We start from the raw sequence: 15,008 nt of genomic DNA on the forward strand, positions 1-15,008 counted from the left end.
GTGTCAGGGACGGCTCAGAAGCACCCGGCGCCCCGCGCGCTACGACGAACGCAGCTTGCGCTGTTCCAACTCCCAGTACTCGATGTCGAAGGAGTCCCCTTCCGACACGGGCGAGTATCCGCCCAGCCCCTCGGCCGCCATGATGACGCCCATGGTGTGCAGATAGACGGAGGCCACCAAGCTCGCCTGCGCACGGTCCTTGCCCACGGCAAACATCCGGCCACCGTCCAGCAGGACCCGCGGCTCGGGAGAGAGCATCGAGATGTTCTCCCCGCGCTCGTCACGCCAGCGCTCAAAGTACGCGCCATAGTTCGCGACGTACTGATCGATGTCAGCGGCGGTCGTTCCTAGACATGGCACGCGCTTGGTGTAGATCACGTGCTCGAGCGTGGCCGTTCCGCGCTGCGTGATCGACGGGATGTCATCGCGAGACAAGAACTGGGTGCTGCCTGGAGACGTCACCTCCACCACAGTGCGCGGAGCTCCGGCGGCCTCGCTGATCCGTGCCACCAACGCGGGGTCGGCGTCGGTCGCGCTATCAATCACCGCATCCAGAGCTTCCGACCGTCCCACCGCAATCCCCGTGTGGGCGGCGATGTACTCCTGGGCGCGACGCACCAAAGCAATGTGGTGGGTGTACGCGTCTTCAGCGCGATCAGCGGCGGTGAACAGACCGTGATGACGCAGGACAAGACCGGTAGCGATATCCGCAGCCTCGCCCACAGCGAGCCGCCCCTCACGGACCAGGTCAGCGACCTCACGCGAAAGGTCCAGGCCAGGCTTGAAATAGTCCAGGCGTGCCGTCACCGCCCCCAGCGCGGCATCCACATGGTCCCGCCACCCCACGGCGTTGGTGAGGGTGACGATCGCGTCTGCGTGAGTGTGCAAAACGGTTGCCGCGGGAATCACATGATGCACCGGCGCCTCAATGGACGGCACCTTGGGGGGCACGGCGTCCTGCAACGCTGCCATCGCATCCAGCAAGGCGCCATCTCCCGCAGGCGGGTCTTGCATCAGATCCGCAAGCCCCGCGCGGTCGACGGCAGCAAAACCCTCGACGCTCAAGGTGGCCAGCGAGTAGCCGCTGGCTTTCACGTGGACGGTGTCCGCGTCCTTCCACGAGGTGTTGCCGCCCCCAGCAAGGGCGAGCGAGGAGTGCCCACCTAGCAGGCGTGAAGCCGATGCGCACTCGGCCACGCCTGCGAGCGCAGGGTGGGATCCCATGCCGCCAGCCCCCTCCTGGAGGGCTGACGGCACGGGAAATCCAGGTCCGGGAGCGAACTCAGTCAACGAGCCCGCCGCTGAGGTCCCGGTACATCTCGACGCCGTCCGCGGGGGCAAGGCCCTCGTGAACGACCGCGCGGACGGTGCGGATCATCGCGTCCGGGTTTCCACGCTGGAAGATGTTGCGTCCCATGTCGACGCCGGCGGCCCCCTGGTCGATGGCCTTGTAAGCCATGTCGAGGGCTTCGTCGACGGGCAGCTTCTTGCCACCCGCCATGATGACCGGCACCGGACATGATGAGGTGACAGTTTCGAAGTCCTCATCGCAGTAGTACGTCTTCACCATCTGAGCACCCAGCTCCGCGATGATGCGGGTGGCGAGACGCAGGTAGCGAGCGTCGCGAGTGAGTTCGCGACCCACCGCCGTGACGCCCAGGACCGGGATACCCGCATTGATGCCAGCATCGACCAGGCGCGTCATGTTGTACACGGACTGGGTCTCCCCCGGTCCGCCAACGAACACCTGGACGGCCACGGCGGAAGCGTCGATGCGCACAGCATCGGACATGTCCATCGCGATGCGCTCATCCGACAGGTCCTTCAGGATCGAGGGACCACCGGAGGCACGCACCACCAGCGGCGTTCCGGGGCTCGGCGGAATCGAGGTACGCAGGGCGCCACGGGTAGCCATGAGGGCATCTGCGTGGCGGGCCAGCGGCGCGATGTTCAGGTCAAGGCGCTCCAGGCCCGAGGTGGGGCCCTGGAAGTAACCGTGGTCGAACGCGAGCATGACGGTGCGTCCCGACTCCGGGGAGAAGATGCGTCCCAGACGGTGCTTCATGCCGTAGTCGTACGACTCCGCGCCCTTGACGTGGAACGTGCTTGCCGCCACGGGGGTGTCGGTGTGGAAGCGGTCCGCCTCGAGGTTGCCTTCGAGATCAGCCATGAGTATCAGACTCCTTTGTTGATGCGCTGTGAGTAGCCGTCTTCGGAGAGATCGGGGACAGGCTCTCCAGGGGTCCAGGGCACCTGGACCACGTCGGTGGGGTTCCAAGGCGCCTTGATGAAGAACGCCTTGAAGTTGTCATCGCCGTTGTTGACGAAGTAGTGCATGTCACCTGGGTCGCAACGGACCACATCACCGGGTGACAGGTGGCGCTCTTCGGTGCAGTTGATCCACACGGTCGCGTGACCCTCGACAACGAAGAAGGTCTCCTCGATGTCTGCGTGGAAGTGGTTGCTTGCGTCGTCTCCGGGGCGCAGTCGCACCACACCAAGGTCGGTGCGGGGGCCGCGCATCAGGTATCCGGGGCCGAACTCGCCAAACCGGAACTCGACGTCGTTCCAATCCTTGTATTGCATGCGTTTTACCTCTCTTCGATCATCCGGGAAGCTGTGTCAGGCACCGGGCGCTCGCCACATCGATGTGGTGACGCCCGCGTCCATCAGGGCTAGCTGTGGCGCATATGCGGCCTTCCATTGCTCGCGCACCTCGGTGTAGATGGCGTGGGTGCGCAAGTCAGGTTCGTGGTGGCGGTCCCATGCGGACCAGGCCGTCGCGGCCTCGGCGGGGTCCGCGAACAGTCCGGCGCCAGCCGCTGCGCAGGCTGCGGCACCGCGCGCGGTCGCTTCTGTCTCGACGGGGACTCGCACGGGCCGGCCCAGGACATCGGACACCATCTGAGTCCACACGGGGCTCTTGGCTGCTCCCCCGCCAAAGGCGACGGGAACATCGGCGAGTGTCGCGAACTGTGCCACCAGGTCAAGGTTCTCCGCGGTGACGACCGCAGCGTTTTCCATCAATGACCGGAACATGGCGGCACGCAGGCGCGGTCCACCCTCAAGGTTGAGGTTCAGGAACGACGGCGCGGCATGGCGCCAGGCTCGATAGTTCATGCGATCGGAGAACACGGGGATCACGCCGTCGGAGCCTGGGGGCACCTCTGCAGCGCGGTCCACCAGGTATGTCAGCGGGTCGATGCCGGCCTCCGTAGCGGCGCGCGTTTCCTCACCCGCAAAGGTGTCGCGGAACCACCGAATGGCGGTGCCGGTGTGGAAGGCGATCGCTTCGGCTTGCCACAAGTGCGGCAAGGCTGCGGCGTTAACCCGCACACTCATGTCCGCGGGCACGTGCGGCTGTGACACGTTCACTTCAAGTTGCCAGAATGTGCCGCCAATGACCATCGCCGCACCCGGCTCATTGACGCCGGTGCCGAGCACCGCCAGCTGTGCGTCTCCACCACCAGCAACCACCACGGTCGACGTAGTGAGGCCGGTGTCGGCCGCAGCAGCGGAGGTGACGGGCCCCAGAACAGTGCCGGGCTCCACGACCGGGGGAAGCAGATCGTCACGTACGCCGCACGAGGACGCAAGCGTGGCATCGGCCGCACGGGTGTCGAGCGCCAACATTCCGGAGGTTGAGCCGTTTGACGGCTCTACCGCGGCCACCGAACTGAGCCGGTAGGCGACCCAGTCCGACAACATCACCAGCGTGCGAGCCTGCGCGTAAGTCTCCGGCTGATGCGCTTCCAGCCACTTGAGACGAGGCTGGGCGGCCAGGGCGAAGGTCTGCCCGGAGCCCGCATAGACCCGCTCCTCGAGCTGCGCGTCGACGCCGAGTTCCACCACCTGGTGCTCAGCGCGGGCGTCCACGTTCGCGACAGCCCAAATCTCCTGGCCGTGCTCGTCCAGCACCACGATGCCTTCACGCATCGAAGTCGCGGCAGCGGCGGCGATGCTCGACGCCTCAACACCGGCATCGGCGATCGCGCCCTTGATGCACTCACACACCAGAGCCCAGTTGTGCTCCACGTCGAAGTCCATCGAACCGGGGATGCCCTCGATGGCACGGTGTTCCCATGCGCGGGAGGCGCTGCCGAGCGACTGACCTGCGGCGTTGAAGACGACGGCACGGACGGAGCCGGTGCCAGCATCGATGGCGAGAAGGTTCATCGTTGCTGCCCTGCCTCGTCGAGCAGACGCTCGGCAACATCGTCAGTGGTCACGAGCACGGAGAAGAACCCTCCGCGCAGGGCACCACGCAGAGCATCAAGCTTGTCCAGACCGCCGGCGACACCCACCACGTTCGGGATGGCACGCAAGTCTTCAAGGTCAATACCGATGCGCCGGCGGTGCAATGGCACATCCACAGTGTTGCCATCGGCGTCATAGAAGATGCCGAGCACGTCGCCCACCGCACCAGAGGCTGCGATCTGGGCCATTTCCTCTTCGCCGGTGTACCCCATCTGCACGAGTGTCGGCTGGCCCGCAAGGCCACCAACGGACAGCAGCGCATACTCCACACGCTTGGCGGACTCGAGCGCGTCCTGCACGACCTGCTCCTGACGCAGGGCATCGGCCAGCGTGTCGGTGGAAGCCACCAAAGGCGTGGGCAGGACGGAACTCTTGCGCTCAACGTCCATGTCTCCGGTCGCCAGGCTCAACGTGTTGATGTACGCACCCACGCCACCAGTGAGGGTCGAGATCGCCACGTTGCTCATGAGGTCGGAGTGCAGGGCACGCATGGTCTGGTGGACGGTGTCGCCCCATCCCAGTCCCACGGTTGACCCTGCGGAAAGTCGGTTCTGCAGGAACTGGGCGCCACCGAGGCCCACCCTGCGGTTGGTGTCGCGCTGGGAAACCAGACCGTCAACGGCCGGCGGCAACACAATCACCTCGGACAGTGAGTACGCCTCACGGAGGCGCTGTGCGACACCGAAGGACTCCAGATAGTCGGAGTCGATCGTGAAAGAGACGATGCCGGACTTGCGGGCCTTGTCCAACAGGCGGCCGGCTGAGGCGCGCGACACGTTGAGTTGGCGGGCAATGTCGTCCTGGGTCATGGACTCGACGTAGTAGTACCAGGCTGCTCGCGTGAGCTGTTCTTGTGCTGCCCAGTCGGCGTCGGTTCCGCGCTGCGTGCTCATGGTTTCTCCCAAAGGTGGTGGTGGCGGGTAGGGGTGGCGAGTAAAGAAGGTGTGGTGGGGGCGCAGCCAGGGGGAGGGGAATGCCGCGCCCCCACCGGTCCGTGCGACTAGAAGTCGAAGTCGTCGATGTTGTCCGCGGTGAACACGGTGCGCTCGGGCATCACGATGATGCCGTTGCCATCTGCTTCGTAGTCGTAGCCCTGCACGGAGTTCGGCGAGACCTCGACAGTGCCGATGCCTTCCACGTCGAGCGTGTCGCCGACATTCAGGGTGCCGCCGCCCAGCAGGTGGTTCGCGACTGCCACAGAGAGTTCACCCTGCTTGGTCACGTCCCACAGGCCAAAGCGCTTGACGGTGCCGTCGTTGATGTAGTCACGCATCACGTTCGGGGTGGAGAAGCCCACCACGGTGATGTCTTCGCGGCCCAGGTTCTGGATGGCCTGTGCCGTTCCGGGCAGAGCGTTGGCGTCAGGGCAGATGATCGCGTTGATGTCAGGGTTTGCGTTGATCAGCGCTTCTGCCTGCTGCACGGCCAACTCGGTCTGGTTCTCCGAGAAGATCGTGTCCACGACCTCCCACGAGCTGTCAGACGCGATGATGCTCTTAGCTACCTCGGCCCACTGGTTCTGGTCGGTCACCGTGGGGCTGGAGTAGTGGAACGCAACCTTGGCGGAGTCCTCCAGTGCGATGTCCTCTGTGGTCATCTCCACCAGGAGTTCACCCAGCTGGTCGGGGGTTCCCTGGCTGATGTAGAAGGACCGGCATTCGGGGTTGACGTCCGAGTCCCAGGTCATGACCAGGGCACCGTCGTCCTGGGCGTCACCCAGGACGTTGCACAGGCCGTCAGGCGACACAGCGGACACGATCAGTGCCTCTGCGCCCTGCTGCAGCTGGGAGTTGATGATCTCCACCTGCTTGGCCACGGAGGCCTCGGGCGAGCCGACGTAGGACACGTCGAGTCCGAGTTCGTCGCCGGCTGCTTCCGCACCGGCACCGCCGCTTTCGAAGAAGCCCACACCGGTGAGCTTGGGGATGAAGGCGACCTTGGCGGCCCCTTCGGATGCTGAGCTGTTGCCATCGCTCGAGGCTTCGGCGCCGTCGCTGCCGCCAGCCGAGCAGCCCGCGAGTGCGAGTGCTGCGATGGAAGCGGTGATCAGAGCCTTACGTTGAATCGTCATTGATCTTCCTTACCTCTCTTTTTCTTTCCTCAGTCCAGTCGCTTAAGCATTCGGGGAGGAAGCTGTGGTGGTGCGCTCCGTGGGCTGGAGTGCGGGCTCCTGAGCTGCCACGGCTGCGGCACCTGCGGGGAGCGGGGTGGGCGCGGTGGGACCGTTGGTGGTCCTACTGCGAAGGTTCTTGAGCCGTTCTGAGGTCCGGCCGCTCCACCAGCGCAGCGAGGCGACGATGATGAGCGCGGCGCCGGTTCCGACGGCGACTTCGGATTCGGTGAGCCCTTGGAAGCGCAGGCCCTGCTGGAGGATGCCGACCACGAAGGTGGCGACGATCACGCCGGAGATGCTGCCTTCACCGCCGAACAAGCTGACGCCGCCGATGACCACGAGCGTCAGGACCGGCATGAGGACCGATGCGCCCAGGTCGGAACGTGCGGAGCCCAGGTACGAGGTGAGCAGCACTGCGGCGATGGCCGATGCGAGTCCGGTGAGGGCGTACACCCCGATGGTGATGCGGCTGAGTGGGAATCCTGCGTAGCGGGCGGCTCCTGGGTTGGCACCGAAGAGACGGACGCGACGTCCGAATACGGTGCGTTCGAGCAGGAACCAGAACGCCGCGGCGACCAGGCCGAAGATGATCAGCATGACCGGGATGCCTGCCAGTTCTCCCCCGCCGAGCACGAGGTAGGACTCAGGTAGGCCCGAGATGCCTTCGTAGGCGGAGACACCGAGGAGTCCGGAGAGGGACAGCGCGATGCCGATGAAAAGGAACTGTGTCCCCAGGGTGATCACCATGGGATGGGCTCCGGTGGTGAGGATGGCGGCTGCGTTCGCGATGCCAGCCAGCACACCGACGACGAGTCCCACGATGGCGGCAAGCCAGATGTTGAGCCCCAGCGAGAACGTGACGCCGATGGCGACTGCGGACAGTCCCACGATGGAGCCGATCGAGATGTCGATGCCACCGGTGATCATGACGAGCGCGAGAGCGAGGCCCACGACGCCGAGGTACACGTAGTCGGTGGTGGACTCGATGAGTCGCGACGGTTCCAGGAACGAGGGCGACATCATTCCGAAGATCGCCAGTTCGAGCACCAACACTAGGAGGAGGGCGCTTTCCCAACGCCATGCGGAGCGTAGACGGGTCATCAGAGGTTTCATCGTGCCGCTCCTTCTGGGGTGTCGACTGCCTCGGGGATGGCGTCTGGGGGTGGATTTCGTCGGTAGCGGGCTTCGATGCGGCGGGCTTCGAGGGCCGCACGGACCCGGGCGTCGGTGAACAGGGCCAGGAGGAGGACTGCACCGATGACGGCGTCCGTCCAGTAGCCGGGAACACCCAGGAAGCTCATCGAGGAGGTCACGAGGGTGATGAAGAAGGCACCCAGGCCCGCTCCGTACACGGAACCGGAGCCACCGGTGAGGGCCACGCCGCCGATCACTGCTGCAGCGATGGCGCGCATTTCGATTCCGACGCCGGCTTGGTTACTGACAGAGCCGATCTGAGACAGGAAGACCAGGCCGGCCGAAGCGGCGAGGGTTCCGGACAGTGCGAAGGCTCCCACGACGATGCCGTTGACACGGACGCCGATGAGGCGGGCACCTTCGGCGTTGTCGCCGGTGGCGTAGACGTGGCGGCCGCGACGGGTGCGTCCGAGGAGCAGTCCGAGGCCGATGATGATGGCCGCCGCGAGCCAGACAAGCACTGGCAGACCGAGCAGGTCCGCGCCGGCGATCGCCTTGTACTCCGAGGGAATGGACTCGATCGAGTACCCACCCGTAATGAGGAACGATGCGCCGCGGTAGAGGCCGAGTGTGCCGAGTGTCATCACGATGGACGGCACGTGGCCATAAGCGACGCCGATGCCGTTGACAGCTCCCAGGAGGGCACCGAGCGCGAGGGTGACGACGACCACGATGGGGATGGGCACGCCGTCGCGCAGCATGATGGCTCCCACGATCGCGGTGAGCGCCATGGTGGAGCCGACGGACACGTCGATGTTCTTGGTCATGATGACCACGGCGACACCGGCGGTGAGAAGCGCCAGAATCACGGTGGAGTTGAGCACACGAGCCAGGTTGTTGGGGTCAAGGAAGTTCGGGTCTACGAGGCCGACGACAGCGCCGAAGACGACGATGCCCATGACGGTGACCATTTCGCGTGCCTTGAAGAAGGCGGGGAGCTTCATGCTGCAACTCCTTCGTTGCCGATGCCGAACGCAGCGTTGCGCACGGACTCGAGGGTGACGTCTGCGTGGTCAAGGTGGGTTTCGATGCGCCCTTCCCTCATCACCACGACGGAGGTCGCCATTTGCACGACTTCCTCGAAGTCGGAGGAGATGAGGATGACTGCCACGCCGTCGTCTGCGAGGCCGCGGATGAGGTCGTAGATGTCTTGGCGGGCGGCGACGTCGATGCCACGGGTGGGCTCATCGAGGATGAGCACCTTGGGGGCGGGCGCAAGCACCTTGCCTAGCGCGACTTTCTGCTGGTTTCCGCCGGACAAGTTGCCGACTTTGCGCGTGAGCGACCCGGCCTGGATCACGAGGTCCTCGGAGGCCTTCTGTGCCCAGCCGCGGTCTTGGGTGTTGTCGATGACTCCACCGCGGGACACCTGGTCGAGGACGGTGCACGTGACGTTGTCGATGATGTCGCCCAGGAGGAACACGGCGTGTTCGCGGCGGTCTTCGGGGAGGTACGACAGCCCTTGGGCTTGCATGCTGGCGGGATCAGGCTTGTGGATGACGGTGCCGCACAGTTCGACGGATCCTTCGATGCGGGGCCGGAGTCCGAACACGGTTTCGGCCAGTTCCGTTCGTCCGGAACCGACCACTCCGGCAACGCCGAGGATCTCGCCGGGACGGACGTTGAGCGAGATGTCGCTGAAGCCTTGACCGCTGAGTCCCTCGACGGTGAGCGCCGGGGCAACGCTCTCGTCAAGGGTGAGCGCTGCGGCGCGGCCAGTGTCTTGGCGTGCGTTGGGCACCATCGCTTCGACGATCTCGCCGAGCGTTGTCTCGGCAACGTCGCGTTGCAGGACCATGGCGCCGTCTCGCAACACGGTGACGCGCTGGCACAGTTCGAAGATCTCCGACATGCGGTGTGAGACGTAGAAGATGCCGACGCCCTGGGCCGCGAGGCCGCGCAACTGCACGAAGAGCTGGTCGACTTCGCGTGCGGTCAGCGCTGCGGTGGGTTCGTCCACGATGAGTACCTTGGCGCCACGCATCATGCCCTTGGCGAGTTCCACGAGTTGCTGATCGGAGATCGACAGGTCGCTTGCGCGCAGGTTGAGGTCGATGCTGTGGCCAAGGTTGGCGAAGGTCCGCTCCACTGCTGCTCGGGAGCGGTCACCGTCGGTGACCGCGAGCTGCACGTTTTCGAGGACCGTGAGGTTCCCGAACAGCAGCGGCTCCTGCGGAACTAGGCACACACCAGCGGCCGCAGAGGTGCGGGGGTTGAGCCGTCGAAAGTCTTTTCCTGCGATGGTCATGACGCCGTCATCGGCGGTCTCCACGCCGGTGAGGATCTTCATCAGTGTTGACTTGCCGGCGCCGTTTCCACCCACGAGTGCGTGGATCTCTCCAGCGCGCAGGTCGAGGTCAACACCTTTAAGTACCGGAACGCCACCGAAGGACTTCCACAGGCCGCTGACACGCGCTAGCGTGTCAGTACCTGACTGAGGTCCTGTCTCCGTCTCCATTGACTGTCCTCCAAAGAGCCTCTCTCGCGACTTTGCGAGCATCCGCTCAACCACTGAGCGAATACTCACAGCCTAGCGAGGGGCGAACTCCTTGTGAACCAGATCAGGTGACGATTTGATCACAGAGTGAGCATTTGCTCACGGAGGTGTGCGGGATCAGGACCTCAGTACTACGTGACAGACCTCATTTCAGCGGTCTACCCGCGGGAGACGCGTGGCGTCGTCACTTCCCCAGCATCGTCATGGGGTTAACCGTGGAGCCATTGACATACATCTCAAAGTGGAGATGGCATGCCGTCGAGGTGCCCGTGGTGCCGGAGTACCCCAGGAGGGTGCCCCTCGACACGCTCTGGCCCGAGCTCACGGCAAAGCTTGAGAAGTGGTTGGAGCTCGTCATCACGCTCTTGCCATCCACCGTGCCGTGATCAATCATCACCTGGTTGCCAAAACCACCCTTATAGGTAGCCCACACCACGGTGCCAGGCGCGGTGGCGTAGATCGGCGTTCCGCAGTACGCACGGAAGTCAGTACCCGCGTGAAGGCGCCAGTACTGCAACACCGGGTGATAGCGCATGCCGTAGGAAGAGGTGATGAACACATTCTTCGTGGGGTAGGCAAAGAACCCTGACGAGGAAGCCCCGCCACCCGAGGTTCCCCCACTGGAACCACTACCGGCTTCCGCAGCAGCCTTGTCCTTGGCGTCCTGGAGCGAACTCTCCGCATCGGCCTTGGCAGACTCTGCTTCCTTCTTGGTCTGATAGACCGCAGCGATCTCGTTACGAATCTGCTGCTGCAGGGCATCATTTTCCTGCTGCTGCACGGCGAGCTTCTCACGGTGCGCCTCAAGCTCGGCCTTGACGATCTCCTGCTCGGCAACCAGCGCCTCAACCTCGACCTTGGCGGCTGCGGCTTCCTCACGCAGGCCCTCCAGCTCGACCACCAGTGCATCGGCCTCTACCTTGAGTTCCTCAATGTAGAGCCGGACGGCTTCCTGGCGGGCGCCGCGGTTGCGGTTCACCGCCGCGATCTCGTCCAGTTCCGCCAAGGTGTTGGACTGCACTCGCGATGCCGACTCCTGCGCGGTGTACTCGTCCACAAACTCGCGCGCGTCAGCAGCCCCCAACACGATGCTCAGCGACGCGTTAAGCGACGTGCCTTTGTACTGCTCGTAGGCGATGGCAGCGACCAGTGTTCGCAACTCTTGCGTGCGCTCTTCGTCTTCCTCGATCTGCTTGGTGATGGCCTCGTCTTGCGCCTGCGCAGCCGCCAACTTGTCGGCGACAATCCCCTGCTCCACCACCGCCGCATCGACAGCGGCCTGAGCCTCATCGAGCGCCGCCTGTAGCCCGGGGAGTTGACCATTCAACTCATCGAGGCGTTCCTGTGCCTCAAGGATGTCGGTGTCGGTGGCGTCGATTGCGGAGTCAAGCATCGCTGCTTCATCTTCCGCGGAGGCCTTCTTCTTATTGGCGTCGGAGAGGCTGTCTTGCGCCTTGTCGATGGCGTCTTGCTGCTTCTCGACCTCGTCCTCCCAGTCGGAGATCGAAGCCCCTGCAGACGTCGACAGACCCACGGTGATGCCACCGAGGATGGCGGCAAGCAACACCGCGGCAATGAGGATGAGCTGTCGACGTGCAATGTTCATACGCGCGTGTACCTCTTCAAAGTCAGGAGCGATGCCACGAGCGCCAACGCCACCGCAGCCACAATGAGCCACGGCGCGACAGACCACACGTCGTCACGTCCGATGTAGTCGACCCACGCCACGGAGCCGGTCAGCCATCCCTCCACGAAGTAGCGGACCGCGAGCCACAGGCCCACAATCGCCATGAGCGCACCACCGGTAGCGGCCGCAGCTCCTTCGAGCATGAATGGCGCCTGAATCAGCGATCGTGAGGCGCCCACCATGCGCATGATGTTGGTTTCGCGGCGGCGACTCAAGGCGCTCAGGCGGATCGTCGTCGTGATGAGCAAAACTGCCGTCAGCATCATGATGCCGGCCAGTGCGGCCGCAAGGATGGTGGCGGAGTTCAGCAAGGAGAACAAGTCGTCAAAGACTTCCCGCTGGTCGTAGACGGACTGCACGCCCGGTAGGCCTGCGGTCGCGTCCGCAACAACCTGGAACTCTTCTGGATCGTGCAACTTGACGCGCAGCACGGGAGCGAGCTCCTCAGGCGTCAACTGCGCATAGACACCGGAGTCGTCGGCGGCGACGATGGACTCGTACACCTCTTCACGCGTCTCGACATAGACGGACTGCACCAGATCCGCCACGTTGCCCTCTTCGAGCACCGCGACAATCTCGTCCTGCTGGGCAGTGGTGACGGCACCTTCCGCACAGTTGTCGTCCAGAGCACCCGGTGGGCAGAGGAAGATCGAAACCTCGACTTGCCCGTACCAGGCTTCCTTCAACTGTTGGACCTGCATCTGGGTGAGTGCCGCGGCACCCACAAACGTCAGCGACACAAAGGTCACGAGCGCGACGGACAGCGCCATCGTGGAGTTGCGGCGAAGACCGTTCCAGACCTCGCCCATGATGAATCGCAGGCGCATCAGACGGTCTCCAGTCCGTAGACGCCGCGATCTTGGTCACGCACCAGGTGTCCGCCCTTGAGTTCGATGACGCGCTTGCGCATCTGGTCCACGATCTCGTCGTCGTGGGTCGCCATCAGCACCGTGGTGCCAGTGCGGTTAATACGGTCCAGCAGACGCATGATGCCCACGGAGGTGCCCGGGTCCAGGTTTCCCGTGGGCTCATCGCACAGAAGAATCGGTGGATGGTTCACGAAGGCGCGCGCAATCGCGACGCGCTGCTGTTCACCACCTGACAGTTCGTGCGGTAGCCGGCGTTCCTTGCCTGCCAAGCCCACCAGTTCGAGCATCTCGGGCACCGTGGCCTTGACGTCGCGCTTGGACTTGCCGATCACTTCGAGTGCGAAGGCGACGTTTTGGTACACCGTCTTATTGGGCAGCAGGCGGAAGTCTTGGAACACGGCGCCGATCTCGCGGCGCAGTTGTGGCACGCGCCAGTTCGACAGCCTGTTGAGCTGGCGTCCCGCGACCCAGACGTCTCCGCTGGTGGCGCGTTCCTCACGCAGAATCAGTTTGAGGAACGTGGACTTGCCGGAACCTGAGGAGCCCACCAGGAACACAAAGTCGCCGCGCTCAATCTCTACGTCCACAGCATCCAGTGCCGGTCGGGCACCGCGGGTGTAGACCTTAGAGACATTGTCGAATCGGATCATGAGTCACTTCCGCGCGCGGGGTCGGTCACGCGCATACGCAAGCATCGTAAGAACGTGTCAACCATGCAGTCGGCAGGCGCGCCGGAGTCGGCAGTGTCACATTGGTCACATGCGTTGCCGCAGGCGGCGGGCCGATGCTCTGGCCAAGCCTTCGCCGGCGTGGCACGCTGGCACGATGACAACCCAGGACCGCAACACTCCCGCCCCGGCCGTGCCTGCATTGGTGGAGGCCGCGCTCGCCGACTATCCGGACGCGACGCGGGACCGCGTGCTCCAACTGAGAGAAGTGTTGTGGGAAGTCGTCGCGGCAGAGCCCGCGATTGGTGTCGTAGAGGAGTCGTTGAAATGGGGTCAGCCGAGTTACCGTCCCGCTACCGCCGGCACGGGCACGACCGTACGCATTGATCGGGTCTCAGGAAGCGATGACGTCGCAGTGTTCACGCCCTGCAGCACCAGCCTGGTGGCGGAGTTTCGTGAGGCCCACGGCTCGATCGCTACCTATGACGGCAAACGTGGCGTGATTGTCCCTGCGGAAGGTGAGATCCCACTCCCGGCACTACGTGACCATATGCGGGAAGCGCTGCTGTACTTCCAGCGCTAGTCCTGCTCGCGCTCCTGCTGCTTGCGCCAACGAATGCCAGCATCGATGAAACCATCCAGTTCACCGTCGAAGACGATCGCGGGGTTACCCACCTCGTAGCCGGTGCGTAGGTCCTTGACCAACTGCTGCCCGTAGAGGAAGTAGGAGCGCATTTGGTCGCCCCAACTGGCCGTGATGGTGCCCGCCAGTTCCTTCTTCACGGCGGCTTCTTCTTCCTTCTTCAACAGAAGCAGGCGGGTCTGAAGCACGCGCATGGCTGCGGCACGGTTCTGGATCTGGGACTTTTCGTCCTGCATCGACACCACAATGCCTGTGGGCAGGTGGGTGATGCGGACAGCGGAGTCGGTGGTGTTCACGGACTGACCGCCCGGACCAGAGGATCGGAAGACGTCGATGCGGATGTCGGTCTCGGGGACCTCCACCTCTTGCGCCTCTTCCATGATGGGGATGACTTCCACGGCGGCGAAGCTGGTCTGACGCTTGTCAGCGGATCCAAACGGGCTGATGCGAGCGAGCCGATGCGTGCCTGCCTCAACCGACAACGTTCCATAGGCATACGGCGCGTCCACCTCAAAGGTGGCCGACTTGATTCCCGCGCCCTCCGCATAGGAGGTGTCCATCACCTTGGTGGGATAGTCGTGACGTTCCGCCCAGCGCAGGTACATGCGCAGCAGCATTTCGGCAAAGTCGGTCGCGTCGTCGCCGCCAGCACCCGAGCGGATCGTGACGACCGCGCCACGCTCATCCCATTCGCCCGACATCAGGGTCCGCACTTCCATGGCAGACAGGTCAGCCTTCAACTTGGCGAGGTCCGCGTCTGCTTCCGCTAGCGTCTCTTCGTCTTCCCCCTCAGTGCCTAATTCCACCAGCACTTCAAGGTCATCGATACGGCTACGCATCGTGGTCAGCCGCTCGCGCTCAGCATTGGCACCAGACAACGCGCTCGTCACCTTCTGCGCGTTCTCCTGGTTGTCCCACAGGTCCGGGGCGGCAGCCTGCTCCTCGAGGTCCGCGATGCGTGCTGCGAGCGCTTCAGGGTCGCTCACTGCCTCGATCTGGGTGAAGGTTGCGCGCAGGGCGCTGAGTTCTGCAGGAAAGTCGGTGGCCACGACGCACCAGTCTAGTCGGGCAGCCGTGAAC

At 64.2% G+C, this 15,008-nt stretch carries 14 protein-coding genes; 1 reads left to right on the forward strand and 13 read right to left on the reverse strand.

Translation table 11 applies throughout. The annotated features are described in order from the left end of the window. Positions 1-39: 39 nt before the first annotated feature. The 12 genes from ON058_RS09130 to ftsE all read right to left on the reverse strand — a co-directional run bounded on the left by ON058_RS09130 (position 40) and on the right by ftsE (position 13,267). The gene (locus tag ON058_RS09130; protein ID WP_274668732.1) at positions 40-1,224 is read right to left on the reverse strand and encodes a class II aldolase/adducin family protein; all 1,185 of its coding nucleotides are present in this window, start codon (positions 1,222-1,224) and stop codon (positions 40-42) included. A 58-nt stretch (positions 1,225-1,282) separates the two neighbouring features. Further along, entirely contained in the window at positions 1,283-2,170 is an 888-nt protein-coding gene (lsrF, locus tag ON058_RS09135) for a 3-hydroxy-5-phosphonooxypentane-2,4-dione thiolase (protein ID WP_274668733.1), read from the reverse strand. Positions 2,171-2,175: 5 nt separating this feature from the next. Further along, entirely contained in the window at positions 2,176-2,586 is a 411-nt protein-coding gene (locus tag ON058_RS09140; RefSeq protein ID WP_274668734.1) for a cupin domain-containing protein, read from the reverse strand. 36 nt (positions 2,587-2,622) lie between these two features. After that, on the reverse strand, positions 2,623-4,176 hold the full coding sequence (gene lsrK, locus ON058_RS09145; RefSeq protein ID WP_274668735.1) for an autoinducer-2 kinase: 1,554 nt from the start codon (positions 4,174-4,176) through the stop codon (positions 2,623-2,625). Beyond that, positions 4,173-5,150, reverse strand: coding sequence for a sugar-binding transcriptional regulator (locus tag ON058_RS09150; protein ID WP_274668736.1), 978 nt, complete (start codon positions 5,148-5,150; stop codon positions 4,173-4,175). Before ON058_RS09150 ends, lsrK begins: the two co-directional genes overlap by 4 nt. Positions 5,151-5,257: 107 nt before the next feature. Then, positions 5,258-6,328: an autoinducer 2 ABC transporter substrate-binding protein LsrB gene (gene lsrB / locus ON058_RS09155; RefSeq protein ID WP_274668737.1), complete on the reverse strand. Its 1,071-nt coding sequence runs from the start codon at positions 6,326-6,328 to the stop codon at positions 5,258-5,260. 42 nt (positions 6,329-6,370) lie between these two features. Continuing rightward, positions 6,371-7,483, reverse strand: coding sequence for an autoinducer 2 import system permease LsrD (locus ON058_RS09160; protein WP_274668738.1), 1,113 nt, complete (start codon positions 7,481-7,483; stop codon positions 6,371-6,373). Next, positions 7,480-8,508 (reverse strand): ABC transporter permease, encoded by a 1,029-nt coding sequence (locus ON058_RS09165; RefSeq protein ID WP_274668739.1) that lies wholly within the window; start codon positions 8,506-8,508, stop codon positions 7,480-7,482. The genes ON058_RS09160 and ON058_RS09165 overlap by 4 nt, the downstream gene beginning before the upstream one ends. Further along, positions 8,505-10,022: a sugar ABC transporter ATP-binding protein gene (locus tag ON058_RS09170; RefSeq protein ID WP_274668740.1), complete on the reverse strand. Its 1,518-nt coding sequence runs from the start codon at positions 10,020-10,022 to the stop codon at positions 8,505-8,507. Before ON058_RS09170 ends, ON058_RS09165 begins: the two co-directional genes overlap by 4 nt. A 223-nt stretch (positions 10,023-10,245) precedes the next feature. After that, positions 10,246-11,667, reverse strand: coding sequence for a M23 family metallopeptidase (locus ON058_RS09175; RefSeq protein WP_274668741.1), 1,422 nt, complete (start codon positions 11,665-11,667; stop codon positions 10,246-10,248). After that, positions 11,664-12,575, reverse strand: coding sequence for a permease-like cell division protein FtsX (ftsX, locus tag ON058_RS09180; RefSeq protein WP_274668742.1), 912 nt, complete (start codon positions 12,573-12,575; stop codon positions 11,664-11,666). The genes ON058_RS09175 and ftsX overlap by 4 nt, the downstream gene beginning before the upstream one ends. After that, a complete protein-coding gene (gene ftsE / locus ON058_RS09185; RefSeq protein WP_274668743.1) occupies positions 12,575-13,267 on the reverse strand; it encodes a cell division ATP-binding protein FtsE in 693 nt (230 codons plus the stop codon). The genes ftsX and ftsE overlap by 1 nt, the downstream gene beginning before the upstream one ends. A gap of 175 nt (positions 13,268-13,442) precedes the next feature. Here ftsE and ON058_RS09190 point away from each other — a divergent pair, with 175 nt between their 5' ends. Next, positions 13,443-13,868, forward strand: coding sequence for a hypothetical protein (locus ON058_RS09190; protein WP_274668744.1), 426 nt, complete (start codon positions 13,443-13,445; stop codon positions 13,866-13,868). Here the strand turns inward: ON058_RS09190 and prfB are convergent. Then, a complete protein-coding gene (gene prfB, locus ON058_RS09195) occupies positions 13,865-14,977 on the reverse strand; it encodes a peptide chain release factor 2 (RefSeq protein WP_274668745.1) in 1,113 nt (370 codons plus the stop codon). The genes ON058_RS09190 and prfB overlap by 4 nt on opposite strands. Between the last annotated feature and the right edge of the window lie 31 nt (positions 14,978-15,008).

It is taken from the genome of Demequina sp. B12 (assembly GCF_028823635.1).
In the GTDB taxonomy this organism is placed as follows: Bacteria; Actinomycetota; Actinomycetes; order Actinomycetales; family Demequinaceae; genus Demequina.